This is a genomic window from Haloarcula sp. Atlit-47R (assembly GCF_003665985.1).
GTDB classification, from domain to species: Archaea; Halobacteriota; Halobacteria; order Halobacteriales; family Haloarculaceae; genus Haloarcula; species Haloarcula taiwanensis.
Genome location: NZ_QPLQ01000004.1, coordinates 164,605 through 190,829 on the forward strand (window position 1 = coordinate 164,605; position 26,225 = coordinate 190,829).

23 protein-coding genes are annotated in these 26,225 nt (G+C 64.7%); 7 read left to right on the forward strand and 16 right to left on the reverse strand.

The features are described from left to right. Positions 1-10: 10 nt before the first annotated feature. The 3 genes from DVK00_RS15640 to DVK00_RS15650 all read right to left on the reverse strand — a co-directional run bounded on the left by DVK00_RS15640 (position 11) and on the right by DVK00_RS15650 (position 3,946). Positions 11-1,798, reverse strand: a complete 1,788-nt coding sequence (locus DVK00_RS15640) for a glycosyltransferase family 39 protein (RefSeq protein ID WP_101350107.1) — start codon at positions 1,796-1,798, stop codon at positions 11-13. 42 nt (positions 1,799-1,840) lie between these two features. After that, positions 1,841-2,527, reverse strand: coding sequence for a glycosyltransferase (locus DVK00_RS15645; RefSeq protein ID WP_101350108.1), 687 nt, complete (start codon positions 2,525-2,527; stop codon positions 1,841-1,843). Between the two features lie 69 nt (positions 2,528-2,596). Then, on the reverse strand, positions 2,597-3,946 hold the full coding sequence (locus tag DVK00_RS15650; RefSeq protein WP_121577976.1) for an MFS transporter: 1,350 nt from the start codon (positions 3,944-3,946) through the stop codon (positions 2,597-2,599). Positions 3,947-4,020: 74 nt separating this feature from the next. On the opposite strand from DVK00_RS15650, the gene DVK00_RS15655 reads away from it, so the two are divergent. Continuing rightward, entirely contained in the window at positions 4,021-4,248 is a 228-nt protein-coding gene (locus DVK00_RS15655; protein WP_004518043.1) for a ribbon-helix-helix domain-containing protein, read from the forward strand. On the opposite strand, the gene DVK00_RS15660 is transcribed toward DVK00_RS15655, so the two are convergent. Together DVK00_RS15660 and DVK00_RS15665 are read right to left on the reverse strand one after the other, a co-directional pair. Next, entirely contained in the window at positions 4,245-4,580 is a 336-nt protein-coding gene (locus tag DVK00_RS15660; protein ID WP_101350110.1) for a hypothetical protein, read from the reverse strand. The two genes, DVK00_RS15655 and DVK00_RS15660, sit on opposite strands and share 4 nt — an antisense overlap. Before the next feature lie 40 nt (positions 4,581-4,620). Continuing rightward, on the reverse strand, positions 4,621-5,166 hold the full coding sequence (locus DVK00_RS15665) for a hypothetical protein (RefSeq protein ID WP_101350111.1): 546 nt from the start codon (positions 5,164-5,166) through the stop codon (positions 4,621-4,623). Between the two features lie 157 nt (positions 5,167-5,323). On the opposite strand from DVK00_RS15665, the gene DVK00_RS15670 reads away from it, so the two are divergent. Beyond that, entirely contained in the window at positions 5,324-5,719 is a 396-nt protein-coding gene (locus DVK00_RS15670) for a DUF2237 family protein (protein ID WP_101350112.1), read from the forward strand. A 69-nt stretch (positions 5,720-5,788) separates the two neighbouring features. Further along, complete coding sequence (locus tag DVK00_RS15675; protein WP_121577977.1) at positions 5,789-8,476, forward strand: AAA domain-containing protein; 2,688 nt, start codon at positions 5,789-5,791, stop codon at positions 8,474-8,476. Here the strand turns inward: DVK00_RS15675 and DVK00_RS15680 are convergent, their stop codons facing one another. The 4 genes from DVK00_RS15680 to DVK00_RS15695 form a co-directional block, all read right to left on the reverse strand. After that, positions 8,477-10,156: a PH domain-containing protein gene (locus DVK00_RS15680; RefSeq protein WP_101350113.1), complete on the reverse strand. Its 1,680-nt coding sequence runs from the start codon at positions 10,154-10,156 to the stop codon at positions 8,477-8,479. It abuts the gene before it with no gap. Then, the gene (locus DVK00_RS15685) at positions 10,153-10,614 is read right to left on the reverse strand and encodes a PH domain-containing protein (protein ID WP_101350114.1); all 462 of its coding nucleotides are present in this window, start codon (positions 10,612-10,614) and stop codon (positions 10,153-10,155) included. The genes DVK00_RS15680 and DVK00_RS15685 overlap by 4 nt, the downstream gene beginning before the upstream one ends. 90 nt (positions 10,615-10,704) lie before the next feature. Next, positions 10,705-11,343 carry a carbonic anhydrase gene (locus DVK00_RS15690; RefSeq protein WP_101350115.1) on the reverse strand — a complete coding sequence of 213 codons (639 nt, stop codon included), beginning with the start codon at positions 11,341-11,343 and terminating at the stop codon, positions 10,705-10,707. Between the two features lie 92 nt (positions 11,344-11,435). Continuing rightward, complete coding sequence (locus tag DVK00_RS15695) at positions 11,436-14,186, reverse strand: ATP-dependent helicase (protein WP_121577978.1); 2,751 nt, start codon at positions 14,184-14,186, stop codon at positions 11,436-11,438. 97 nt (positions 14,187-14,283) lie between these two features. Here DVK00_RS15695 and DVK00_RS15700 point away from each other — a divergent pair, with 97 nt between their 5' ends. After that, positions 14,284-15,159, forward strand: coding sequence for a dihydrodipicolinate synthase family protein (locus tag DVK00_RS15700; RefSeq protein WP_121577979.1), 876 nt, complete (start codon positions 14,284-14,286; stop codon positions 15,157-15,159). A gap of 68 nt (positions 15,160-15,227) precedes the next feature. Continuing rightward, positions 15,228-16,061, forward strand: coding sequence for a winged helix-turn-helix domain-containing protein (locus DVK00_RS15705; RefSeq protein ID WP_121577980.1), 834 nt, complete (start codon positions 15,228-15,230; stop codon positions 16,059-16,061). A 23-nt stretch (positions 16,062-16,084) separates the two neighbouring features. On the opposite strand, the gene DVK00_RS15710 is transcribed toward DVK00_RS15705, so the two are convergent. Next, positions 16,085-16,699 carry a class I SAM-dependent methyltransferase gene (locus tag DVK00_RS15710; protein ID WP_121577981.1) on the reverse strand — a complete coding sequence of 205 codons (615 nt, stop codon included), beginning with the start codon at positions 16,697-16,699 and terminating at the stop codon, positions 16,085-16,087. 283 nt (positions 16,700-16,982) lie between these two features. Here DVK00_RS15710 and DVK00_RS15715 point away from each other — a divergent pair, with 283 nt between their 5' ends. Beyond that, positions 16,983-17,735, forward strand: a complete 753-nt coding sequence (locus DVK00_RS15715) for an MBL fold metallo-hydrolase (RefSeq protein ID WP_121577982.1) — start codon at positions 16,983-16,985, stop codon at positions 17,733-17,735. On the opposite strand, the gene DVK00_RS15720 is transcribed toward DVK00_RS15715, so the two are convergent. Together DVK00_RS15720 and DVK00_RS15725 are read right to left on the reverse strand one after the other, a co-directional pair. After that, complete coding sequence (locus DVK00_RS15720) at positions 17,732-18,889, reverse strand: ATP-binding protein (RefSeq protein ID WP_121578077.1); 1,158 nt, start codon at positions 18,887-18,889, stop codon at positions 17,732-17,734. The two genes, DVK00_RS15715 and DVK00_RS15720, sit on opposite strands and share 4 nt — an antisense overlap. Before the next feature lie 212 nt (positions 18,890-19,101). Then, positions 19,102-19,764: an HAD family hydrolase gene (locus tag DVK00_RS15725; RefSeq protein WP_014040419.1), complete on the reverse strand. Its 663-nt coding sequence runs from the start codon at positions 19,762-19,764 to the stop codon at positions 19,102-19,104. Between the two features lie 128 nt (positions 19,765-19,892). On the opposite strand from DVK00_RS15725, the gene DVK00_RS15730 reads away from it, so the two are divergent. Further along, positions 19,893-20,675 carry a winged helix-turn-helix domain-containing protein gene (locus DVK00_RS15730; protein ID WP_121512266.1) on the forward strand — a complete coding sequence of 261 codons (783 nt, stop codon included), beginning with the start codon at positions 19,893-19,895 and terminating at the stop codon, positions 20,673-20,675. Between the two features lie 323 nt (positions 20,676-20,998). Here the strand turns inward: DVK00_RS15730 and DVK00_RS15735 are convergent, their stop codons facing one another. The 4 genes from DVK00_RS15735 to rqcH form a co-directional block, all read right to left on the reverse strand. After that, on the reverse strand, positions 20,999-22,066 hold the full coding sequence (locus DVK00_RS15735; protein ID WP_121512265.1) for an mRNA surveillance protein pelota: 1,068 nt from the start codon (positions 22,064-22,066) through the stop codon (positions 20,999-21,001). Positions 22,067-22,126: 60 nt separating this feature from the next. Then, positions 22,127-22,828 (reverse strand): DUF4013 domain-containing protein, encoded by a 702-nt coding sequence (locus tag DVK00_RS15740; protein WP_101351439.1) that lies wholly within the window; start codon positions 22,826-22,828, stop codon positions 22,127-22,129. Positions 22,829-22,972: 144 nt separating this feature from the next. Continuing rightward, complete coding sequence (locus DVK00_RS15745) at positions 22,973-24,004, reverse strand: AIR synthase family protein (RefSeq protein WP_101350123.1); 1,032 nt, start codon at positions 24,002-24,004, stop codon at positions 22,973-22,975. Positions 24,005-24,049: 45 nt separating this feature from the next. Beyond that, complete coding sequence (gene rqcH, locus DVK00_RS15750) at positions 24,050-26,197, reverse strand: ribosome rescue protein RqcH (RefSeq protein WP_121512263.1); 2,148 nt, start codon at positions 26,195-26,197, stop codon at positions 24,050-24,052. Positions 26,198-26,225 lie beyond the last annotated feature (28 nt).

The following is a 26,225-nucleotide window of genomic DNA, read 5'->3' on the forward strand; positions in this document are numbered from 1 at the left end:
AAAGAGGGACTCAGAAGGGCGGATGCCGGCTCGTGTCGCACTGGCCGTCACGCTCCAAAATCAGCGTGTACTGGTTCGCCGCGAGTTCCTGCTCGTCGGCGAACTGGTCCGTGTGCGGGACAACGCCGAGTCGGAGCAGGTCGGTAAAGGAACCGGGCGTCGGCCGCTGGGGCACGAAGTTCGGCGGCCGCTCCCCGAACTCCGCGACGATTCGGTAGTTATACTCCTCGTTCAGAAGCTTCCGGAGGTAGACGGCCTGTGCGTCACCGTTCCGGTAGTAGGTGTCTTCTTTGAGGTAGAGCAGGTCACGGTACCCGACCTGAATGTATCGCGGACACGCCATCGCTTCCTCCGCTTCCGAGTCCTGACCGGCGACGTGGCGGGCGGTCAGCGAGTGCGGGATAGCAGTGTCTTGGATGTGGACGCGATACGACTCCACCACGTCCCCCTCGTCGCTGTTGTCTTCGAGCCACGCTGTCGCCTCGTCCCGGGGCATCGACGCGAACTGGGCTGCCCCGATACCGGCGTAGACGGCCGTTGTTACCAACAGAACGGCCATCACCGGTCGCGCCAGAGACGACGAGCGCTCGCGGAGGTCCACCAGTCGTCCCCCGACGAGTAAGGCGAGCAGCGGGAACGTCGGCAAGAGGTGGTGGACCCGGAAGTCGTGCCACTGAGAGAACATGGCGATGTAGGCTATCAGTCCCGTCAGGACGAGGACAGTGCCGTGGACGGCGACACCGCGGTCACGCAACGTCGCAACGGTCGCCACGATGCTGGCTGCGGCCGCGGCAACCAGCGGCAGTCCAAGCGCGCTGAAGTACCCCCGCAGGAACCACCACCACATCGGGGCGTCGGGACCGGTCGGGTGACTCATCCGCGAGGTCGAGCCGCCGAACACCCGCTCGATGAACGGCTCGGGACCCGCCACGAGCGCGGTCGGGAATCCAAGCACGATCATGACGAACCCAAGCAAAGCGCCGCTCAGGAGGAGCTTCGGCCGGTACAGCGTCTCCGTTAGCGGCGCGTCAGCGACACGGGCACGCAGCAGGAAGGCGACGCCGATAAGCAGGATAACCGGCGCGGCCGTCAGTTTGAACGCGATGGCGACCCCGCCAGCGGCGCTCGCCGCTAGAAACAGCGTTCCGTCGTCGGTCTGAACGTACCTGACCAGCAGGTACAGCGCGAGGAGGACAAACACCAGCGCCGGCATATCCTCGCCGGCTTCCTTCGAGATGGTGAGGAAGCCGAAGGTCAGCGAGAGCACGACCGCCGACAGCCGGCCCGCGTTGCGCCCCTCGATTGCGACGCCCAGGCGGTAGGTGAGGTAGACGGCACAGAGTGCAGCAACGACGTTGGTTAGCCGGATGAAGACGAGGCTCCCGGTCCATATCCACTCGGGCGTGGCGGCCCAGGCCTCGTAGTGGCCGAACTCCCAGCTTGGGAAGGCGATGGCTGTGAACGCGCCCAGGTCGCCGGTCAGTGCTGCGACAAGGACGACAGGGAGGATGGCGAGTACGTAGAGGTACAGCGTCGCGCCGAACGGGGCCCGGCCCCACTCGACACCGGCCTTGAGACCCTCGAAGGTCGGTTCTTCGAGGACTGAGCCGTAGACGACCATCGCGTCAAGCAGGCGGCTGTACTCGTCCCGGGTCGCGAAGTTCGGGATGCGGTGCCAGAACCAGAATCCGACCAGCACAGTCGACAGGAGGAGAATATAGCGGAGATAGGGGTCGTCCCGGAGGTCCGACCGTCCCTGTTCGACAGCACGTCGGGGCAGTGACCGCCAGCCACTCATCGTGTCAGTGCTCCGGTGTGTGCGTTGAAAAGGTTGCCCTTCTCAGAAGTAGTCGGCATCGAACTCCCGGCGGAGGATGTAGTGGTTCGCGTACCCGCGGACGTACTTCGCAAACAGCGAGAGATACCCCTCGTCGGCCTCACGGCGGGCCGACGTAGCGACACAGGAGTCCGCATCGTAGACAATCCGGCCGTAGTCTTTCATCCGGAGAGAGAGTTCTGTATCCTCCATAAACGGAATGTCTTCGTCGAAGCCGCCCGCGGCCTCGAAGGCGTCGGCCCGGAAGCTACAGTTGAAGCCCGGTTGCTGGACGAAGCCCAGCGGCCACGAGACCCGATACCAGTAGTCCGACAGCAGTTTGAACAGCACGCGGTGTTTGAGGCTGTCTTCGAGCGGGCGTGCGGGGCCGCCGACCCCCACCACATCGTCGTCGGTGTAGTGCCTGAGATGCAGGCGGACCCAGTCCTCGGGGACGACCGTATCGGCATCGGTAAACAGCAGTATCGGCGCTGTCGCGGCTTCTGCTCCGCGGTTCCTGGCGATTCCCGCCCCGCCCTCGTCGCACCGGACGACGGTGTCGACGAAGGGGGCGTCGCGGGCTACCTGTTCCGTCCCGTCGTCGCCGCCGACCACGACGACCAGTTCGACGGGCTGTGACTCGAAGGGAGCCAGACAGCGGGCCAGCGACTCCGCCTCGTTGTAGGCCGGGACGATAACTGCGGCGTCCATCTGAGCGGCAGGTAGATTGTACAGACAGAAATAGCAAGCGATGCGACGGCCTGCCTCTCACTCAGGGAGTCACGAACGACGAGCGAGGGTGGTTCCCGCGAGGACAGCGACGAGTGCGATTCCGGCGAGCGTCCCGAACAGCGCCGTCACGTTCGCGAAAGCCAGAATCGACCCCGCCAGCCCGCCACCGAGCGCGCCGACCCCGAACACACCCAGATACGTGTAGCCGTACGACAGTCCGCGCGTGCCAGTGGGCGTGTGCTCCGCGACGGCGGCCTGATACATCGGCTGGACGACGAACAGCGCGACGCCCAGAAGCGCACCGAGCACCGCCAGCGGCCCGAAGCCTATCGCCGACACCGGAACGAACAGCACTGCAAGGACGGCAAGCACGAGGAACGACCCGGCGATGCCGTACTCGACGGGAATCCGGTCGCTCAGTTTGCCACCGGCGTACTGGCCGAGGACGCCGATGAGCAACAGGCCGGCGTAAAAATAGTCCTGTGGCTTGAAGGCCTGCCCCGTTCCGGTTTCGATGCCAAGCGCTGAGAGCACGGTGGGTGGCAGTAACGTCTCCACCGGGATTGGCTCGAAGCCCGGCAAGTCTCGCAGGAGTTCCGGGAGGAACGTGAGGACACCGCGGTAGTACAGCCCCGAGCACATGACGACGACGAACACGAAGAGGAAACTCCCGGCCAGCAAGTGCTTGCTCTCCGAGAGGAACTCTCCGAGGGAGTCGATGCCGCTGTTGGCCTTCGACCCGCCGTCAGTCGCCGTCGTCACCGCCGCCGTTTCGTCGAAACTCGCCTGCGAGGCGTAGACGGCGGCGAGCAGCGCCGGAACCCCGAGAACGAGTGCAACGGTCCGCCACTCGGCGACCAACAGGAGAATCGCGGCGACGAGCGGACCGAGACCGATACCGAGGTTGCCAGCGACGCCGTGATAGGCGAGTCCGGTCCCGCGCTGTTCGACACCTTTGCTGATAAGCGAGAGCCCCGCCGGATGGTACACGCTGGCAGAGATTCCCCAGAGGATGAGCGCGAGCGCGATAACGACCATACTCGGAGCCAGTCCCAGCAGGATGTACGACCCACCCATGCCGAGCAGACAGCCGGTGATGAGCCGGCGGGAACCGATTCGGTCGACGATGATGCCGCCCGGGAGCGCGCCGGCCCCGAACAGGCCATAGCCTACTGTTACGATGACGCCGACGGTCGCCGTTGTCACGTCGAACTGAGCGATACCGAGGTTAATGAGGTCGAACTCGGTGAGCCAGATGACGACGAATACCGGGACCGTCATCTCGTAGGTGTGGACCAGCCCGTGTGCGAGCATGACCAGTGCAGTGATCGCTCGGTCGTTCGCGTTCACACTGTGGTTCGTGTCGGCCGCCGGCAAGTGTGTGACGGTTTCGCGCATTCACGTGTGCGCCTTTTTGACCCCTCTCAAAAGCAGGGGTGGGTTTTTATGTCCGAACAGTATAGGCGGCAAGTGTGAGCAAGATCAAGGTGTCACTCCCGGACCAGGTGGACTCGGACATCCAGCGACTCGTCGAACAGGGCGAGTTCCTCAACCGCGACCAAGCAGTCGAAGATCTCCTGAAGCGGGGGATTTCGGCCTATAATACTACGACCGAAGAGACCGAAACGCTCGACGAAGAGATTTTCGACCAGACGGCCTCCGAACAGCAGGACCCCGCGATGCAGGACGACTTCCTCTAGTCGCGGTTCTGTGAGAGCCGGCCGTCGTCCTCAGCTGCCTGCTGTCTGGAGCCGTCGTTCTCCTGCCGACGTTGCTTCATCTTTGCGCCGGGTTTCGGACCGCTGTCGACCGACTCGTACGGGGTTTCTGCGATGCTCTCCGGGATGAGATACCACGCGAGAGCGCCACCGACAGCGGTGCCACCAACGAACACGCCAACGACAATCAGCAGCTCGGCACCGCCATACATCGTCACAAGCCCCATCGACCCGCCGATAAGGAGCGCAAACCCGACTTGCGTGTATCTGAGAAAGCGTTTCCGGTCGGCGTCCGTCATCGAAGGGCCGACCATCAGGAGCCCCCGTAACAGTCGGCGTCTGTCCGTTCGGCCATCAGTAAAAGCCCCGCTCTACGTCTTCCTCGATGACGTCTTCGAACTCTGCGTCGAGTAGTTCCTCCGCTTCCTCGAACGTCTCGGTGAGTTCGGTCATCTGGTCGGGCCGGTCGTGGTGGTCGAACTCCATCGGCCCGTAGGCCGGGGAGTCCATCGCGTCCATCATATCTTCCAGCAGCGCTTGCGGCGATGTGGGTGCGTCAGCGTGCGTTTCGAGCACCGTTTCGAGGTTCTTCGCCTTCTCCTTGGCGTCGTCCTCGTCTTCGGGCCCCTGCTGGACGCCGAAGATGCCCGAGCCATCGGTCGGGAACAGCGGGTCGATGTCGTCGTCGATTCGGCGGGCCACCTGCGACCCGACGCCCTGTACCTCGAAAGGGTTCTTCGCGTACGTCTTGAGCTGGTAGACGCCGGCATCGGGGTGTCCGAAGTAGATATCCTCGCCGATTCCGTTCGCGCGGTCGCCCCCGACGGCACGCCAGTCCCCCGGATTGGCATTGCTCTCCATCACGTCTTCGAGAATGTCCTGCCAGTCGCGAACGCGCATTGTCAGTTTCCTGTTTGAACTGGGTCAGAATGAACCCATCGGTCCTGAATGGCACAGTGACCGGTCGTCGCTGCGCGGGAGCGAAGCATCCGGGTGACAGCCAGCCTGTCAGTGGCGTAGCCGAACGGCTTTACTCCCCGGAACAGCCAGACGTGGTATGGAAAGCGAACGCAACGTCCTCGGCGGGGAACTGGCCCCCTGCTCGATGGACCCGAAGACGGGCTTCATGCGCGACGGATACTGCTACCCGCTCCAGCGTGACCCCGGTCGGCACGAGATCTGTGCCGTGATGACTGCGGAGTTTCTAGAGTACAGCAAGGCGCAGGGCAACGACCTCGTGACGCCGCGGCCGGACCTGAACTTCCCGGGCCTCGACCCCGGCGACCACTGGTGTGTCTGTGTCCCGCGCTGGATAGAGGCTCACGAGGCCGGGCGTGCACCGCCGGTGAACCTCGACGCGACGAGCGAAGACGTACTCGAAGACGTATCGCTGGAGACGCTGCAGGAGTACGCCGCCGACACGGAGTCCGAAGCCGATGCGACCAGCGAATGACCCGCGGCGCGAACGACTTTTGAGGGTCCGCCCCCTCGCTTGGGCCGTGCAACAGGGGAGGGCCAGCCAGTGAGCGCGGATCGCGTTCGCGGCGTCGTCGTCGACATCGAGGAGCCGAAGACGGTGACCACCCAGTACGGGGAAAGCGACCTCTGTGAGGTGACCATCCGCCCTGAACGCGGAGCCGGCGAACCGACGACAGTGACACTCTGGGGGAAGTGGACTGAGAACGCCGCCGTCATCGAGACAGGCATGGAGATCGCCGTCTACAACCCCGACGAGCGGGAGTACCAGGGCGAGCAGCAGTACTCCGTCGGCGGCGACGCCACCCTCGTCGTCCAGCCGGATTTCCTCGTCGACGTGACCGACATCCGGGCGTGGGTGCAGTGCCCGCGGATGTACTACCTCCGGAAACTCGACGGCGCGGACCACGCCTATCCACTGGTGAAGGGGACCGTCGTCCACGAGGTGTTCGGCGACCTGCTCCGTGGCCGGGACCTCGACACTGCTATCGAGGAGCAGGTGGACGCCGCCGGACTGGATATCGGATTGCTGGGCCGAGAGTCCGACGAGGTGGCCGGCGACGTGCGTGACCACGCCGCAGCTATTCAGGGCTGGCTCCAGCAGGGGACGCTAACTGAAACAGACCAGTGGCGCTCCGAGATGACGCTCATCTCCGAGCGGTTCGGCATGAAGGGGCGGGCCGATGCCGTCCGGCGCGGGATGCCCGTCGAACTCAAGACCGGCAAGAACACCAAGCGAGAGCCCCGATTCCAGGACAAGATTCAGGCGACCGCGTACGCGCTGATGCTCGGCGAGCGCACGGCCGGCGCGGACAGCGCCGTCGAGGCCGCGCCGGATACGGGCACGCTCCTGTACACCAAAAACGCCGCCGTGGACCGCGCCGAAGAAAGCGGCGACCTCTCACCGGCCAAGGAGTTCTCTATCGGGAGCGGGCTGCTGAACTACGTCGTCCGGACGCGCAATGCGATTGCGGCGATGGAGTACGACTGTAGCGTGCCGACCGGCTACGAGGCCAACGCGAAATGCGAGTACTGCTTCGAGCAGGACACCTGTATGGCCGTCTCCGGCCGCCTCGACCAGGAATCCAAGGCTGGACAGGTCGGCCGAGCGGTGCCCGACGAGGAACTGGACTACTTCGAGCAGTTCTACGCGGCAATCGAGGCCGAGCGCCGGTCCGTCCATCGGGAGTACGCGAAGCTCTGGGAACAGACGCCCGAGGAGCGCGCCGACAACGACCGCGCGCTCATCGACCTCGAACCGACCGGCCGCCGGGAACTCGACGGCGGCCGGTGGGAACTCCGCGCGACCGGGACCGGGGCCGTCTCGAAAATCCGCGAAGGAAATCTCGTGCTCGCCAGCGACGGCGACCCGGTGACCGGCAACGCTGAACTGGCCCGCGTAGAACGTCTCGGCGAAGAAATCGTCGTCACGGCTGACGAGCCACTGGACCTCCGGCGGCTGGACGTGTACCCCTCCGAGCTGACGACCGACCGGCTCCAGAACGCGCTCCACGACGCCGTGCTCCTCCAGTCGCCCGAGCAGAAGGACGTGCTGTTCGGGCGGCGCGAGCCGGACTTCAATACCGTCGAGGAGACGTTCATCGACAACAACGACGCCCAGAACGAGGCCGTCCAGTTAGCGGTCGGCGCGGAGGACTTCGCGCTCGTTCACGGCCCGCCCGGGACGGGCAAGACCTATACGCTAGCCCGAATGGTGCGGGCTCTGGTTGCTCGCGGCGACCGAGTACTGCTCTCTGCCTTTACCAACCGCGCCGTGGACAATCTGCTGGAGGCGCTAGAAGACCAGGGGTACACCGATATCGTCCGCGTCGGCACGGAGAGCGGTGTCCGCGGGGACATGCAGAAGTACCGGCTGGAGACCAGCGGCGACCCTGGTGCGTGTGCGAGCCGGCTCCAGACCGCACAGGTCGTCGCGGCGACGACGGCCACCTGTGGCGGGAGCACGCTCCAGACCCAGGAGTTCGACGTGGCCGTCGTCGACGAAGCCGGCCAGCTGACCGAGCCGGGGACGCTCGCGGCGACGACGCTCGCCGGCCGGTTCGTGCTCGTCGGCGACCACCAGCAGCTCCCGCCCGTGGTCCAGTCGGAAGACGAGACGCTGTCGACCTCGCTGTTCGAGCGCCTGATGGAGGCCCACCCCGAGGCCGGCATCATGCTGGACCGCCAGTACCGGATGGCCCAGCGCATTCAGGCCTTCGCCTCGCGAGAGTTCTACGACGGGCAGTTGCGGCCCGCGACCGGCGAGGTAGCGGCCCAGCGGCTCGATGACCTCGACGGCGTCTCGACCACGAGCCTGCCCGAGCGGCTCCGGGACCGCGTGGCGTTTGTCGACCCCGACGGCAGCCAAGTCGGCAACACCAACCCCGCCGAGGCCGACCGGATCGCCGACATCGTCGCGTCGTACCGGTCGGCTGGGGTAGCAGCCGACGATATCGGCGTCATCGCCCCGTACCGCGCGCAGGTCGCGGAGATATCGAAGCGTCTACCCGACGTGACCGTCGACACGGTCGACCGGTTCCAGGGGTCGAGCAAAGAAGTCATCATCATCTCGTTCGTCGCCACCGGAGCGCTCGACAGCCCCGTCTTCGAGGATTACCGGCGTATCAACGTCGCGCTCACGCGGGCGAAGAAGGCGCTCGTGCTCGTCGGCGACGGCGACGCGCTGGCGACCGACGAGGTGTACGGTCGGATGGTCGAATGGGCGCGGGGCTGACTACCCGTCCGTGTCGCCGGCCCTATCGCCCAGCCGCAGTCCCGCGAGGTGTGCGGTGAGGCGTTCTCGCAATGTCTCTCTGAGCGCTGTTGCAGTGTCCTCGTCGATATCGTACACGCGGGCGATGCCGCCGAGAAGGCTCGACGAACTCGCCGTGTCAGCCCCCACAGTCGCCAGGTCGCGACGACGCTGGAACGGCGAGCGCGTCACGAACACCGTCTGGAGCCGGTAGTACGGGACGATGCGGGTCGTCCGCCGCCAGAACCCGCTCCGGGTCGCGAGCACAGAGTCGTCCAGGTCGAACCCGCGGTGTCGCCAGCGGAGGTGGGCCGCCGGCGCGACCGGGAGAAAGAGGAGGGCTGTGAGCCACCAGTAGCCCGTTTCAAGCACCAGCGCGTCCACGGCGTAGGCGACCGCGGTGAGCCCGGCTGCGGCCAGCGAGAAGCGCGCGAGATAGCGCCGTCGGGCGCGTTTGGGCGACCGCTCGAAGTCAAGGTCGCCGAACGGTTCGATGTCACGGGCCAGTTCGTACACCTCCTCGCGTGGTGCAAGCGGGACGGCGACACCCTGCGTCGACTGCTGGTTCCCGCCGCTGTAGCCGGCCGTCTCGACGGCCAGCGTCGCGTAGCCGAACCGCCGCATCAGGACGTTTTCGCGGATAGTTACCGTCTGCACCTTCTCCAGTGGGATGTTGCCGCTGTAGCGGCGCAGGAGTCCACGCTCGTACCGGAGGTCGCCGTCAGCCTGCGTGAGCTGGAAGCCGTAGTATTCGATGACGGTTAGCGCCACGCTGACGACCAGTGCGAGCAGGAAGAACTGAGCGAGCGAAATCGCAGCGAAAATGCCAACTCGCGTTGTTTCTGGTGAGCCGGCTAGCCAGCGGACGACAGGCCCATTCAGCGACGCTCCAACGAGGGTCGCATTGAACCGCAGCACGGCCCAGACAATGTCCATCCCCAGCGGGAGCGACGCCAGCGTGAGGACCGGCGCGGCCGGTCGAACAGAGACGAGGGCGTACGTCAGGAGTTCGCGCTGGTCGAAGGCGAACAACAGCGACCCGTCCGGCTGGTCGCGGTCCTCCACCTCCGACGTCGAAACCGGGTCCCCGTGCTCATTCGCGGTCTGGGCGTCGCCCGCGCGTGCCGGAGTGGGGCCGGTCACGCCGGGGAGGTCCGCGTGAGCCGACCGGACAGCTGTCGCAGTCTTAGACACCGCATCGGAGGTGGCCGCCGCAGTTTCGTCGTCCCGGTCGTGGGTCCGCACGTAGTTCCGCAGGCGTCTGACTTCGGCCTCGTCGACTGCATCGAGGGTGGCCTCCGTCGCGCTGCCACCGGCTGTCTCGAAGCGGACGATAGCGAGGCCGAGCAGGCGATTGAGGATGTTCTGCTCGACATCGAGGTTCTGGACGCGGCCGAGCGGAATCTGCCGGGACTGTCTGGCGAAGACACCGGATTCGACGGTGAGCGTGTCCCCGTCAAGTTCGTAGCGAAAGCGGAGGTAGCGCGCCAGTGCGTAGCCGCTGAATGCCAGCGCGCCGAACAGGCCAAGCAGCGGAACCGCAAACGCCGGCAGTCCGAGCATCCCGGTCCCAAGTGACCCACCGAAAAAGCCGAAGAAGCCGCCCTGCAGCGCCGCTCGGGCGACGCGCAGGACCGCACTTCGCGGGTGGAGCCGGTTCATACCGCGTCCGTCGCCTCGCTCTCGTTCGCGAGGTCACGGAGCTGTTCACGGAGTTCGGTCGCCCGTTCCGGCCGCAGCCCGGGAATAGTGATGTCCGCGCCGCGGGTCCCGGCGGTGTAGACGACGACACTCGCTAGCCCGATAGCGCGTTCGACCGGACCGCGCGTGGTATCGACGTGCTGAACACGGACGTACGGGACTGACGTGTCGGTCCGGGTGACGACACCGCGAAGGAGAAACAGTGCGTCGTCTTGCAGGTCAAATCGCCAGATTCGGTGGGCAGCGACGGCGTGGACGACACCCAGAACCACGAGCACGACCCAGCCGCCGACGATGACCGTCTGTGGCAGTGGGACAGCAAACCGGTCGACGAGATATGCGATGACGCCGAGCACCGACGCCTGAATAACCGTCGATAGAATCCACAGCAGTCTCACCCGCGGATGAATCGACTCCATGTCTCATCCGAGGGCCCGGCCGCGGATTAACGGTTTGGCTCCGGGGCGGAGGTGGCGGCCGCACAGTCACTCGGCGACGACGCCGGTCGGCTACACGCGCTCGTTGACCTGCTCCGCGACCCGCTCGCCGGGCCGCCGGAGGTGCCCGCTCTCGACCTCGTAGACGTACCCGGTCACGCTCACGTCGTCGGGAATCAAGTCGTGGTTTTCGAGGTATTCGACCTGTGCCGCACACGCCGCGTCGATGTCGTCGGTCATCCGGACCCACTCCGCGAGTGACGCGTCGCCGATATTCAACTCCGGCAGCGCCGGGTCGAGGTCGACGTCGTCGAGGTCGCCGTCGACCGCGGCCTCGAACCCTTCGATCACGTCCTCGTCGGACGCGCTCATCATCCCACAGTCGGTGTGGTTGACGACGATGATTTCGGTCGTATCGAAGTACTGTGTCGTCAGCGCGGCCGAGCGGATCACGTCGTCTGTGACCTTGCCGCCGGCGTTGCGGTAAATCTGTGCGTCGCCCAGCGAGAGGCCGAGCGCGTCCTCGACGGGGATGCGCTCGTCCATGCAGGCGACGACGAGCAACTGCTTGTCTGTCGGAATCCCCTTCCGACGCCGCCGCGCCCAGTCGTCCCGTGCGTCGACACCCTCGTCGACCGATTCGTGGACGTGGCCGGCTTCCGGCTCGTCGTGCTCGTGTGCGCCGTCGCTCCCGTGTGTGTGGTGTGGCATTGCAGAACACGCCTTTGTGCCCCGTGGACTTTACTGCTTGCTCGACAACAGGCCAGCGGACAGAAAGCACACAGTCGAACGGTGCCAGCCGTTCAGTCATCAGTGGCGACCGCGCTGTCGTCGGCATCCCCGTTCTCGATTTCGTTCAGGACTCGCTGGTGGAACTCCTGGAGGACGGCCGACTCGTCCTCCGCGAGGACCACGTCGCTTGCCATCAGCGTCGCCAGGCCGAAGGCACGCGGCGACGGCGAGTCGACGCGGGTCCGGACCACGTCCACGTCGCCGGCCCGTATCGCACGGAGGACGGACTCGATGCCGTCGATGTTCAGTTTGTCCTCCAGAATCTCGCGGTAGGTCTCCTCGACGACGGCGAACTCGCCCAGGTCCTCGGCGAACCCAAGCAGCATCTCCGAGGAGACCTGCTGTTCGCTTGCGGACTTCTCGTAGCCCTTGTAGCGTTTGAGTATCATCAGCGACCGCGTGGCGTTGATGCGGAAGTACCGCTGGAGGAGGTCGGTCCCGTCGAGGCTGGCCCGCAGGTCCTCCCGTGCCGTCTCCGGGTCCAGGTCCCGGACGATGCGCGAGATGTCGACCTTGCGGTTCAGCGGCATCGAGAGGGTGAAGCCGTTGTCGGCGACGGCGACCTGGACGTTCGCGCTGGCCGCCTGCGCGATGTGGTACGCCAGGAGCCGCGAGAAGCCGTCGTTGAACCGCCGGCCGTAGTTCGAGTGGACGTGGTAGTGGCGTTCGTACTCGTCGTGGTCCAGCGTCTCCTCGACGACCAGCCGGTCCGACGTGGCGACGCTCTCTGGACCGGCGTAGGCCACCTGCTCGCGGAACATCCGAGCGATTGCCCGTACGCTATTCTCGTCGACGGGGAACTCTCGGAGCCAGTTGCGGACCTCAGACATCCCGCCGTCTTCCAGCCGGTCCAGCAGTTGGCCCTGGAAGTCGAGTATCTCGCGGCCGAGGTCATACGAGAGGGGGAGCCGCTCGGAGAACCACGACGGGACCGTCGGCCGCGCGGCGGTCCGGTCGACGTACACCTTCGACCCGCGGCGATACCGGTACTCGAAGTTGTCCCCGCCCAGCACGAACACGTCGCCTTTCTCTAAGGTATCCAGGTACGACTCGTCGAGTTGGCCGACCCAGCTGTCGTCGCTCCGGGTGACCACGTCACAGGTAAAGGAGTCCGGAATCGTCCCAATGTTGGTCATGTAGATGACCCGCGCGAGCCGGCCGCGCTTGCCGATGAGGTGCTCGCCCACGTCGTAGTCCTCGTAGTGGTGTTCCCCGTCGGGCGGGTCGTTCGTGTCCCGCCAGATTTTGGCGTAGACGTTCTTGTCCTCCATCCCGGGATAGTCGGCGGTCATGTACCGCATCAACTGCTCCCAGTCACCGTCACCGTAGTTCCGGTAGGGGTAGGCCCGCCGGAGGACGCTCTTGAACGTCGCCTCGGGGCGAACGTCGTTGATTGCCATGCCGTAGACGTGCTGTGTCGCCACGTCCTGTGCGTTCTCGGGGATGAACACGCGGTCGACGAATCCCCGCTCGGCCTTCTCCAGCATCACCGCACACTCGACGAGTTCGTCGCGGTCCAGTGCGATGACGCGGCCCTCGACAGTCTCGCCGAGTTGGTGGCCCGCGCGACCGATGCGCTGGAGGAGCGCGGCGACGGACTTCGGCGACCCGACCTGCACGACGAGGTCGATGTGGGGCATGTCGATGCCCAGCTCCAGACTGGTCGAGGTCGTCACCACGTCCAGCGTCCCGGCTTTCAGCGACTCCTCGATGTCCCGGCGCTTCTCCTTCGAGAGCGAGCCGTGGTGACACCCGGAGTTCGATTCGTCGTAGTCGTCGAACTTCTCGCGGAGGTTGTGCAGGACGCGCTCGGCCCCCGACCGGGTGTTCGTGAACACGAGCGTGTTGGTATGGGACTGGACGTACTCGTGCAGTTGCGTGTAGAACCGCTCGGTGACGATGTCACGGGGCGTGTTGATGAGGTCGTCGGCCGGACAGGACAGCTCCATGTCGAAATCACGGGCGAACCGCGTGTCGACGATTTCGTAGTCGCGGGGGTCGCCGCCGGGCTCCTCGCGGCCGACCAGAAACTCCGCGACGGTGTCCAGTGGCTCGACGGTGGCCGAACAGCCGATTCGGGTCGGCGGTTCCTCGACCATTTCCTCTAATCGTTCCAGCGAGACGGAGAGGTGGGTCCCGCGCTTGTTCTCCGCGAGGCTGTGAATCTCGTCGACGATGACGTACTCGATGGTTTCGAGCTTCTTCTTGAACTTCGGGGAGTTCAGCAGGATAGCCAGCGTCTCCGGCGTCGTGTTGAGGATGTGGGGCGTCGTCTCTAGCATCGCCTGGCGCTCGCTGTCGCTGGTGTCGCCGTGGCGGATGGCGTGGCGGATTTCCACGTCCTCGCCGCGGTCGTCGAGCTTGGCCGTGATGCCGTCGAGGGGCTGTTCGAGGTTCCGGTGGATGTCGTTGGCCAGTGACTTCAGCGGCGAGACGTACAGGCAGTAGACGGAGTTCGCAAGCTCGTTTTCACGGGCCTTCCCGAACAGTTCGTTGATGATGCCGGTAAACGACGCGAGGGTCTTCCCGCTCCCCGTCGGGGCGCAGATGAGGGCGTTCTCGCCCTCGTGGATAAGCGGGATGGCCTCCTTCTGTGGCGGCGTGAAGAAGCCGCCGTTGCCGGGGACGAACTCGCCGAACTGCTCGACCCACCACTCCTGGACGACGGGCGCGAGGCGGTCGAGTACCGCCGCGTCGTCGATGTCGACCGCGTCCGGATCGAAGTCCGGGTCCGTCGCTGCGAGACGCTCGCGTCCTCCCATTGTCGGCTCTTACCGGTCAGTAGGACTGCCACGTCAAGTCGGTTCCGCCATATCGGCGGGGAAAACGCCTAAGCGACCACCGTGTCTGACCAAGGGCATGGCTGAATCCTTCGACGTACTGACGCCGCTGGTGACACCATTCGACGCCGACGGTGACCTCGATATCGCGGGCCTGGAGTCGCTGGTCCGGCACGTCTCAGCGGCCGGCGTCGACGGTATCGTCCCCTGCGGGACGACCGGCGAGTTCGAGACGCTCTCGCCCGGCGAGTACCGGACCGTCGTCAGAACCGCGGCTGACACAGCGCCAGACGACTGCCACGTCATGGTCGGGACGGCGGCGACGGACGTTGCGACCGTCGACGAGCGGATGGCGTTCGCAGCCGAGCAGGGCGCGGACAGCACGCTGGTCGTGCCGTCGTACTACGGCGGCCAGGCCAGCGCAGCGGGCAACGAGGCCTTTTTCGACGCGGCGCTTGCCGACGCTCCCCTGCCGGTCTACCTCTACAACATCCCCGGGGCCGTCGGGCAGAAACTGTCCGTCGAGACGGTCGCCGCGCTCGCTCAGTCCGACGCCGTCGCCGGACTCAAAGACTCCTCGGGCGACCTTTCCTACGTCACCGCAGTCATGAATCAGACGCCCGACGAGTTCACCGTCTACCAGGGCCACGACGGTCTGTTCGTCCCGTCGCTCGTGGTGGGCGGGGACGGCGGCGTCAGCGCGCTCTCGCACCTGCTGTTCGACGACTTAGAGCGGGCGGGGACCGCCATCGAGAGCGGCGACGTGCCACAGGCCAGAGCGGTCCAGCGGGATGTCCTCTCACCGCTTTCGGAGGCGTGTGCCGAGTTCGGCTTCGCGCCCACGGTGAAAGCCCTGCTCGCCGACCGCGGCGTCATCGACCACGCGACGGTGCGACCGCCCCGGGACTCACTGTCGCCGGAGGCGGTCGCGTCGGTGACCGAGCGGCTGGAGTGACCTCAGACTCAAACGAGTCTGTGAGGTTCCACGAGATTCATTACTCTGGGCGGCAGTGAACGGAATATATGTCGTTGCTGCCCTCCCGCGGTCCCGACACGAGCACCTCACAGGACGGGGAGCTTCAGGTCGTCGGGGTCGACGAAGACGTTTCGGCGGTCCTCGACGCCCTTTCTTCGGAAACGGCCAGAGAGATACTCAACACGGTCTACGAGGAGCCGGGCACGCCCTCCGAACTGGCAGACCGGCTCGATATGTCGATACAAAAGGTCTCCTATCATCTGGAGAAACTGGAAGACGAGGAACTCATCGCCGTCGCTGGGGTCCAGTACTCAGAGAAGGGCCAGGAGATGAAGGTATACGAGCCGCCGGAGGACCCGCTGGTGTTGTTCGTCGGCACGCAGGAGCGCAAGCAGTCCCTCCGGTCGCTCGTCCGCCGCGTCCTCCCTGTTATCGGTATCCTCACCGCGGCCAGCGTCATGCTGCAACTCCTGCTCGGACAGTTCCCGCTTCAGTTCGGGAGTGCAGGGGCTGGCGGCGGGGACGCGGGAGCCGGCGGTGACGGTGCCCAAGGTAGCGGGGACGCTGAGAGTCTCGAAGCGGCGAACCGGACAGCCGCGTCGGCCGAATCTACGCCGACCCCGACAGCGTCGGACGACGGTGGGTTCCAGATAGCCGAAGCGACGGAGACACCAGAAGCCACGCCGGCCCCCGAGAGCACTCCGGCCCCGGAAGCCGATACCCCGGTCCAAGCGATGACCGAGGAGGCGCGACAACTGACGACCGAGGCCGCGAGCGGTAGCGGCGGCTTCCACATCGAGCCCGGCGTGGCCTTCTTCCTCGGCGGACTGCTGGTCCTGACGCTGTACGTCTCGTTCTGGGCGTACAGAAACTACCGCTGAGCCGGTTTGGCGGTCCAGTCGCTTCAGTCAGAATCGAGTCGGTCGGCGACCAGCACGCCAGCCTGCTCGGTGACCATCTCGACGGCCGTCAGCGCGTAGCCAGCATCGGTGAAGGCGTCGGCGAGGACGCCGACCGTCGCCGGGTCGTCAACCTCGGGGCTGTAGAACGGGGCGTCGGGGTCGTCGTCGCCGAACAGCATCACGTCCCCGAGGACGATTCGCCGTGGCCCCAAATCGGCGATGGTGTCGATAGCCTCGCGTTTTTCGTCGTCGCCTAGGTGGTGCATCGCGAAGTTCGACGTAACGACGTCCACTGAACGGTCGACGTTCGGCGCGCGGAAGCGACCGTCATCGAAGGAAACGTTCCCGACGCCGCGCTCCTCAGCTTTCTCCCGCGCTTTGTCCAGCATCCCGTCGCTGATATCGCGGCCGATAACCTCCCGTGCGTCGGGCGCGAGCGCGAACGCGATGGCTCCGGTGCCAGTGCCGAGGTCGAGCACCACGTCGTCAGTTTCGGGGCCTGCGTGCTCGACAACGAAGTCGACACAGGCGCGATACGCCGCTGAATCCTGGTTCTCGTCGTAGGCGTCGGCGTGTTCGGAGAACCGTTCGGCGTGTTCGTCGAGTGATTTCTTCATACTCGCGTCTCGGCGTACTCGCACAAGTGTCTCCCGCTCCGTTTCGTGGGTTTGCCGCAAGCGCGGTTCGGTTAAAATGGTTTTTGAGCCACGGGTGAACTTTTGCTATCCCCGTCCGAAGCATGAACTGCGCCGTCGACGGGTGACCTTCCCACACGGCCGCCCTGACCCCGTCCCCGCCGACGGCCACCGCCCTCACTCCGCTGACGCTCCCTGGTGGTTCCCCTGCCGACGTGTGCCCCCAGACACCAACCCTTTGTCTGTTCGCTCGCTGTCGTCCGGTATGCGTCTCACGTCTCTCGGCACCGGAAGCGCCATGCCGACCGGCTCTCGAATGCAGTCCGGCTATCTACTGGAACGCGGCGGACACCGGCTGCTCGTCGACTGTGGTAGCGGCGTGTTGCACTCACTGGCCCGAACAGATGCGGGGTACGAAGGCGTCGACACCGTCTTGCTGACACATCACCATCTGGACCACGTTTCCGACCTCGATGTGCTGATGAAGGCCCGCTGGCTGGCCGGTGAGACGGACCTCACTATCGCAGGGCCGCCGGGGACAAGCGACATAGTTCGTGACCTCCTCGAAACACACGACTACATGCAGGACCGGCTGGACCTGACGCTCAGGGACCTCGACGGCGGACCTTTCGAACTGGCGGGGTTCAGCGGCGACACCTGCGAGACGCGCCACTCGATGCAGTGTTTCGCCTACCGGCTCTCTGTCGATGACGGACCGGCAATAACGCTCGGCGCTGACTCCGAGGCGTTCACGGACCTCATCGGGTTCGCCGATGGCTCGGCCGTGCTCGTCCACGACTGCTCGTTCCCGGACGACGTGGACGTATCGAACCACCCGACACCCGAAACGCTCGGCCGGACCCTCCGCGATGCCGACGCCGAGGTCGGGCGTGTGTACCTCACCCACCTGTATCCACACACGGAGGGACGACACGAGGAGATGCTGGAGTCGATAGCGGACAGCTACGACGGCGACGTGCAGTTCGCCGAGGACGGTCTGACGATAACAGTCAGCTAGACGCGTTCGAGCGTGACGCGGAACTCGGCCCCGCCAGCGTCGCTTTCGGCTACGCTGACACTGCCGCCGTAGGATTCAGTCAACGCCCGAACGAAGCCGAGCCCGAAGCCGGTCCCCGGACTCTCCTGTCCTTTCACACCCATCTCGAAGATATCCTCACGCAGGTCCGGCGAGACACCGCCCCCGTCGTCGCCGAAACAGACGGTGACTTCGTCCGGACTGGCTTCGGCTGGTGAGACCCGCACATGAATCTCACCGTCGTTGTGGACCGCCGCGTTGGACATGATGTTCGTGAACACCGAATCGAGCAGGTCACCGCCGTACACCTGATAGTCGAACTCGGCCGCATCGAAGTCGACGGTCAGCGACTCGTAGTTGGCCTCGATGTCACGGACCGTCTCCCCGAGGACCGTGTCGAGGTCCCGAGGCTCCGGATTGTCTTGTGCTTCAAGCGTCGAAACGAGATCGCCGACGCGGTGGATGAGGTCGGCGGCGCTCTCGGCCGCGCGCTGTATCTTGCCGGCGTACTCCTCGGTCTGGCCGTCGACCTGTCCCGCGACGACATCGGCGAACCCGGCGATGACCTGAAGGTCGTTGCCCAGGTCGTGGCGGAGAAGCCGGTCGTACATCTCGATCATCTCCTTTCGCCGTTCCAGGTCCCGGTGTGCCCGTTCTAGCCGTTCACGGGAACGGATGTTGGAGATGGCCGTCGCGGCGTGGGTCGCGAGAATCTCCATCGGTCTGACGTACTCGTCCCCGAACTCCTCGACGGTTTGTGACCGTGTGACCAACACCGCTGTCACCTCGTCACCCATCCGGGCCGGGACAGCCAGCGCACCCGTCACGTCCGAGTCGGCCGTGACAGCGGCGTCAGCGCCCTGTTCGACGAGCGTCTCGCCGGCCTCCTGCGCCCGTCGAGCCAGGTCACTGGGTGGCTCGCCCTGAACGAGATTCGGGTTCGTGCTGTGGACGACCCGGAGGTCGTCGTCACGAACCTCGACGAACGTAGAGTAGGAGAACTCGAACAGCAGCGACATCGCTTCGAGCGTGAGGGAAACGACCTCGTCGACGGACTCACACCGATTGAGCGCCTGCCCGTACTTGTTCAGGTCGGCGACCTGTCTGGCAAAGTCCTGTTGTTCTTCGAACGACATATCACCCACTCCTCGCAGACATTGGAACTACGTAGCAATAGTGAGCGGGGCAAAAAACGGTTTCGGGGGCTCTGTTGAAACCCTCAGCAGTTGATAGTTTTGCGTGCTCAATCGCTCAGTACAGAGCTAACATTAATCGATCACTCTGAATGGTCAAGATTGGTTGAGTAGTTACCAGCCAATAGAACGACTGTTGGAGCCGACCAGCGGCATCAGTCGCGCTGGGATAAGATGTTGTGGAGTTGCCAGAGTGAGGACACCTCGTATGTCGGTGCAACGTCAATCCCACTCTCAGTCGGACGTTCACGTCGTAGCAGTACAGAGTCGATGCCGGCGTTATCAGCCGCCTTGACATCGATCTGCTGATCACCGACGTACAAAGCGCTCTCAGCACCCAACGTTTCCAGCGCAGCCTGGACGTTATGCGGGTTGGGCTTCTGACGTTCCAGCCCCGACGGCGTGAACCGACAGCCTCTCACCGTCTCGAAGTAGCTGGTCAGGTCAAACCGCCCCAGGAGGAACGAGAGTACGTGCGGGTGGTTGTCGCTAACTACACCCATCGGGTAGTTCAACTTCTTAACGGCGGCGACGTCATCATATACTGAGCGGAGCCCCGACCGGATCTCGGTTAGTTGCGCCCGAACTCCTTCGCGGGCGGCCTCGGCGCAGAAGGTATCGCGCTCGATTCCAGCCGACCGGCAGCGCTCGGTGATAGACGAAAGATTCCCCCGGAAGAAGTCGGCGACCATCTGTTCGGGCGGGTCGGACAGTTCAAACCGCCGCTGAACACGGCGCATCGCCTCCGTCATAACCGTCCTGTCGGGCATCTCTACGATGACACCATCACAGTCGAACAGTACCGCGTCGTAGCTCATCTTAAATAGTATATGATACATCAAATGTATAACGCTATCTGGTGGGATACGTTCAGAGGGTGAGTACTGCTCATGGGGTGAACACGACGTACCGAAACGCAGAAGTGTCATACCGGTAGTGATAGACTATGAATCGTTCTGGCGAGACCGCGCTGGAACGACTTGAATTCTTGATCGCGTCTCCGAATCGGTACCGACTACTGCGGTCGCTTTCGGAGGGTGCGGCGTCGTCTGACACACTCGGAGAGGAACTTGACCTCCCACGGTCAACGCTTCGGCGGAATCTTACTGCCCTTGAGAACCAGGGGTACATCTCCCAAGTCGTTACGGAGAATCGATACGAGGTCACCGTAGCGGGAGAGATCGCGTGCAAAGCGGTCAGAAACGCGCTTTCGACGGTCGAACTTGGAGCCTCGGTCGGCCCCTTCTTCGAGCGGTTCCCGGCCGAACTCCCAATCGGTCCGGACACGCTCATGTCGTGCGACATTACAATATCGACGACCGATACTCCGTTCGAGCCGCTCTACCACGTCCGCCGGAACGTGATGGGTGCGGCCTGCGTCAAGGGATTCGTGCCGACCATCAATCCGCTCTACATCGACACACTCCAGGAGTGTATCGACGAGGATCTGACACTTGAGGTCGTCGCACCTCCATCAGGGTACGAATCTGCGAGCCCTGACTACGACGAGACGCTCGACGCAATTGGGGCGTCTGAAAACATCACACTCTACGAGTCGGGTTCGGTCCCGGAGTACGCACTTGGGATTATCGACGAGACGGTGCTACTCGGAGCGTTCGACGAACGAATGCGAACCCACTCGGTAATAGCAGCACCGTCGCAATCGGAGCTCCGACGGTGGGCAGCGGAGAGGTACGACGAAATCAAGGCGACCGCCACGCCGCGCTAAGGAAACTCCCCGACAAGGTCTCGCCCCGAAGAACTTCATGATCGTGTACCAGACGCTCACACGCCCAACTGACGGCGTGAGGAACGATTCTTTGTGTCGGGCACTGATTCCTCTCGTGATAACCAAAATATCTCACACAGTTTGCTGGTCTTGTTTAAATAGTCACCAGATGAGAAATTCTGATCCCGTTCCGGTCAATACACACCCACCTATCGATTGTTTCGGTAGCGATAATGTCGAATCAATAGGATTTCAATAGAGCTGTTTCGGGGGAACCACCGGCGAGATGAAAAATAACATACAGGTATCGTGGGTACGCGGTCTCAATCGAGTCGGTACCGAAGTAGCGCGGCGATGCCACCGAGGTTCGAGAGCTGCTGGCCGGGCGCGAACTCCGCGGAGAAGACGGTCACGTCGCCGCCTTTCTGCTCTGTCGTCTCGATGATCTGGTCGACGTCGATGTCCCAGTCGCCCTCGCCGGCCCGCTCCAGTCGGAGCCGCTCGTCGAGCACGAGCAGCGTCTCGATAGCGCCGTAGTCGGCCGCCTTGGCGACTTCCTCCGGGCCGTAGGCCACCTCCGAACCCGACCCGATGCGCTCCATCAGTTCGTCGATGTAGTCCGCCTCCTCGGCGATGCGGGTCTGCTGTTGGACATCCTCAACGGCACCGCGTTTGAGCACCTCGTGGACACCACGGTCGCCGACGGCCGACGTGTCTACGACGGTAATCTGTTCGGCGATATCGGGAATCTCGTCCTGAAAGTGGTCCAGGGCGTCCTGTTTGGTGAAGCCGGGACCCGCAAGGATGTAGGCGTCCACGTCCTGCCGTTTGAGGACTGACGCCAGCTCGTCGAACAGTTCCTTCCGTGGACGGGCGTACTCCCCCTTTCCGGTCGTCGAGGTGATGGTCGCCCGCTCCTCGGTGCCGTACTGGGCGACGGTGTGGACGTGTGCTTCGCCCTCCTCTACAGTTGCAATCGCAACGTCAGGATTCTCCGTCGCTTCGACGGCCTCCTCCAGTCGGTCGGCCTGGTCGGGCTTGAGGTGTTTCTCGACGGTGAGTTCGGTGTGTTCCTCGACGTTGAGCGTGTGGTGGAAACCGAGCTGGTCCTCGCGGGAGCAGTCGACGATTTCGCCGCCCACGCGGAGCCGGTTGGCAAACTTCGCGAACTCCACGTCGGTGACCTCGATCTGAATCCACATCGGTTCGCGCTCGCCGCCCTTGTCCCGGAGGTTGTCGTCGTTGCGCTGAATGCGCCGCGTCGTGTCGCCGGAGACGAGATCCCCGGGCTCGATGACATACGAGAGATGCCAGAGATCATCCAGCGTCTCTGGGACCACCTCGATGCGTTCTGCCCCTTCCGCGGTGGTCTCCTGGCTCGGTATTTGCATACTGAAGCGTCCGCTTCAGGGACACAAGTGTTCTGCCATTCGATGCGCCGACGGTCCGGGTCAGGCCGCAGGCTGTGCGTCAGGCGTCTCATCGCCAGCGTCGACGGCGGGCATGTCTCGCACGGCGGTCCCGACTGCGTAGGTCCCCGCCACGTTCGCGTAGAACGTCACGAAGGGAGCCAGCACTGCGCCGATGACGACGGCGTTCAGCGCGCCGATGATGACGCCGGCGAGCAGACTGATACCGAACGCGACCAGCCAGCCGGTAGCGTAGGTCCGACTGAACGCGAGCCGGCGGATTTCATCCGGTGCGAACGCCGCCGCAATGGCGTCCGTCCGGACGTACGCAACGATTGCGGCCGGGAGTACGTACGCGATGGCGAGCGATAGCACAGTCATCGCGAGCGTTGCGACGAGGACGATGATGGCGACGGCCAGTCCGCTTCCGGTCCCGTTGCCGCCCAGCCCCAGCGTCGCGCCGCTTGTGAACACCGCCACGAGAGCGATGGCCGCCGGGATGAGTGAGTAGGCGAATCCGATGACGAACACCTTCAGGCCGTCCATGCCGAGGTCGCCCCAGTCGTCGAACACCGGTGGCTCGGTTTCGCCGTTCAACACCGCCCGGAGCGTCCGGGTGATGTAGCCGAGAACGAAGAACACCGGTACGACGAGGAAACTCAGGAGCAGCAGCACGCCCCCGATGGCGATGGTTTTCACTGCGCTGTCACTGTCTCGTGGATACGAGAGTGCTTCTTGGAACATGATGGTACTCCGTGACATCAGCCTGGCCGGCGTGGCCGGTGCCACGTCAGTCGCGACGAGGTGTCACATCAAATTATAATACAACTTACAACTATATATACCAGTACGTGTGCAGTGCTAACACTCGTAAACGCGGCGGTAGAGTCAGCGGCTGTTGGGGTCCCCGTCCGCGGCCGCCTGCAGCCGCGCGAACGCCTCCCACGAGGGGTCGGCTCCGGGATGGGACCGCTGGGTACCGTCGACGTACAGCCCCGTCCCCTCGCTCACCTCGCCGACGACGGCGGCCGGTGTCCCCCGGTCCCGGAGCGCGCTGACAACGTTGTCGGCGTCCGCAGGGTCGACGGCGGCCAGCAGCGTCCCGCAACTGCTGACGTGCCAGGGGTCGATGTCGAGGGCGTCACAGAGGGCATCGACGCCGTCGGCGACCGGCATCGCGTCGCTGTCCACGTCAAAGCGGACGCCCGCACCGTCGGCCATCTCGATGAACGCACCGACGATGCCGCCCTCAGTGGCGTCGTGCATCGCCGTCACATTGCCGGCGCTGGCCGCGGCCATCGCGTCCTCAACGAGTGCGGTGTCAGCCAGACGTTCCTGTGCGGTGGCGATTCGGTCGGGCGACAGTCCGATCTGCGCCGGGAAGAGGCGGGCGAACAGGCCCGTGACCTCCGCGGCGGGGCCGGTGCCGACGACCAGTTTGTCGCCCGGTCGCGCGCCGTCGGGCCGGACGACGTCGTCGTGGGACCCCACCCCGAGTACCGTCGCGCCGCCGACCCAGGAGTAGTCGACGCCCGAATACCGGGCGGTGTGGCCGGTGACGACGCTTACGCCGACTTCCTCGGCCCGGCCGGCGAAGCCGTGCCACATCGCCGCCAGTTCGTCATCGGTCATCTCGGGCGGGAGCGTGAACGTCACGGAGAGGTGTGACGGCGGGACGCCCGAGACGGCCACGTCGGCCAGCACCACGTCGAGTGCGAACCGACCAGCCCGCTCGAACCCCAAGCCGGGGAGGACAGAGAGCGGGTCGGTAGCTGTGACCAGCGCCTTCCCGTCAACGTCGATGACGCCGAAGTCAATGCCGTGAGTCGGCCCCAGCGTCACATCCTCTCGGTCCGCGCCCAGTTCCGGGTAGATGACGGTATCGAACAGTTCGCGGTCGATTTTCCCGAGGTCACTCATGCAGGTAGTCACCTCCGACGCGGTGTACTCTCTGCTCCGACATCGTCAGTCCTCAGTCATTCGGCTGCCCCCGGGCGGCAGGAACTCCTGTATCTGGTCCGGGCTGGCCACCTTCCGGACGAACGTCTCATCGGCGAAGCGGTCCTTGAACTCCCGATAGAGTCGCTTGGCGATGTCGTTCTGGGCGTACTGACCCGGCTCGACGGTGATACTCGTTGCAGCCTGTCCCTCGATGGCCGCCGGTGGGCCGCCGATGACCCGCGTCTCGTCGTCGCAGGTGATGCCGACAGCGATGCCGGCCGGCGTGGACTCGAAGTACGTCCGGTCGCCGCGGACGGCGAAGCCGCCCTTCTCCAGGTACTCGCCGCTCTCGGGCGTCTTCGAAACCTGGTCAGGGTCGACCATGTACACGTCGCCGGCGAACTTCCCATCTTTCCAGACCGAAGAATAAGAGACGGCGAACTGCGCGGCCTGGTCCAGCGACGACTGCGGGAAATCCACCTCCTTGGACGGCTCGCTGGGGCCGGTGGCCTTGAGAACCGTGACCGGGCCGCCGTGAGCCTGCGCGTGGAAGAACTTGTCACCGCCCTCCAGATACTTCTGGACGAGTTCCTCGTTGTCGTCCGCGTCGCGGCCGCCGATGACGAGGAAGCCGTCCGAGGTATGGAACCAGCGGAACTGCTCGTACCAGCGCTCGGTCGACCGAGTGGGGATGGACTGCATCGAGAGCCAGTCAGTCGATTCGTCCTCACTATCGTCTTCCTCGGCCTCGTCCTCGCCGTCGTCGGCCTCCCACTCGTCGCGGCGCTTCTTGACCGCTTCGAGGTCCTCGCGCGTGTTCTCGATGGCGGTGAGCGCACCCTCCTTTTTCTCCTCGATGCGTTTTGCCTCCTTGTACAGTTCGTCGGCGTTCTTCTCGACGCCAGTGAACGCGTCGACCGTGACCCGCGTCCCGTCGATGTCGAGCGTCACCGTCCCCTCGCTGCCGTCCAGCGAGACGACCGCCTCCGCGGCCGCGATGCCGCGGTCGGCCCCTTCGTCGAACTTCGCTTCGATGTCGTCCCAGGCCACGTCGTCCTCGCGGGCGGCCCGGACCGTCGAGAGCACGTCGTCGACGAGGTCGTAGTTGGCGTACAGCAGTTCGGCCTTCTCCCGTTCGGCCTCGGCGTCGGCCTCGAAGTCCTCGATGGCCTGTTCCTGCTGCTGGATGATGCGCTTCTGTTTCTCGATTTCGGCCTCGAAGTCCGGACGCTGTGTCTCGCCGCCCTCGACTTCCTCCTCCCGCTGGAAATTGAAGAAGTAGTCGTCCAGCGCGGGATTGAACTCCGTGAAGGATTCGCTGTACAGTTCCTCGTACTCCGACAGCGGAATCGGGGTCACGTCGACGCGCCTGCGGTCCAGGTCATCGCCGGACCCTCCGTTGTCTGCACCGTCGTCGAGCGTCTCGTAGTACACCCGCGGGTCGACGTTGCCCTCGCGCAGGCGCGTCCCCATCTCGTCGACGAGTTCGTACAGCCGCTGGAAGTCGGACTCGGTGAGTTCGTCAACGGCGACGTTGTAGTCGATGCCGGCGCGGGTACACAGCTCCTCACCGTAGAGGCCGCCGAAGTTCAGTTGCGTCGCCAGCGTCCGGACGAGGTCGGCGTCGGATTCCGTGATACGGGCGACGAAGCCGTCGTAATCGACGGTCATCGGATTGAATCGCGCCGACGGGAACTCGTAGGGCGTCCCCGGCGCGACGGTTCGGGACTTGAGCCGCACCGTCTCCAGACAGTCGATGACCTCGCCGTGTTCGTCCAGCACGGCGACGTTCCCGTCGCCGAACAGTTCTGCAACGATGGTCGTCGACGCGTCCTCTCGGTCGAACTCCAGTTCGATGATGCGGTCGAACTCGAACTGCTCGACGCGGACGAGGTCGGCCCCCGAAAGCCGGTTCCGAAGCATCATGGCGAAGTCCGGTGGCCGACCCGGCGCGTCGGGGACGTGGCTCTGGTCGGCAACGTGAGCGCGCTTGACGTCACCGACCTCGATGAGGAACTCGACGCGCCCGCGGTCGAAGTCCCGGAGCTTCAGTCTGACGAGGTCGTCCTCGGGGTAGAGGTACGCCTTGTCGAGCTTCGCGCCCTCGTAGCCGGCGAGTTCACCCTCCAGGGCGGCGAGGTCGACGCTCGTCAGTTCCCGCTTGTGGTCCATGTCGGTGGCTGTCGGCGGGCACCCAAAG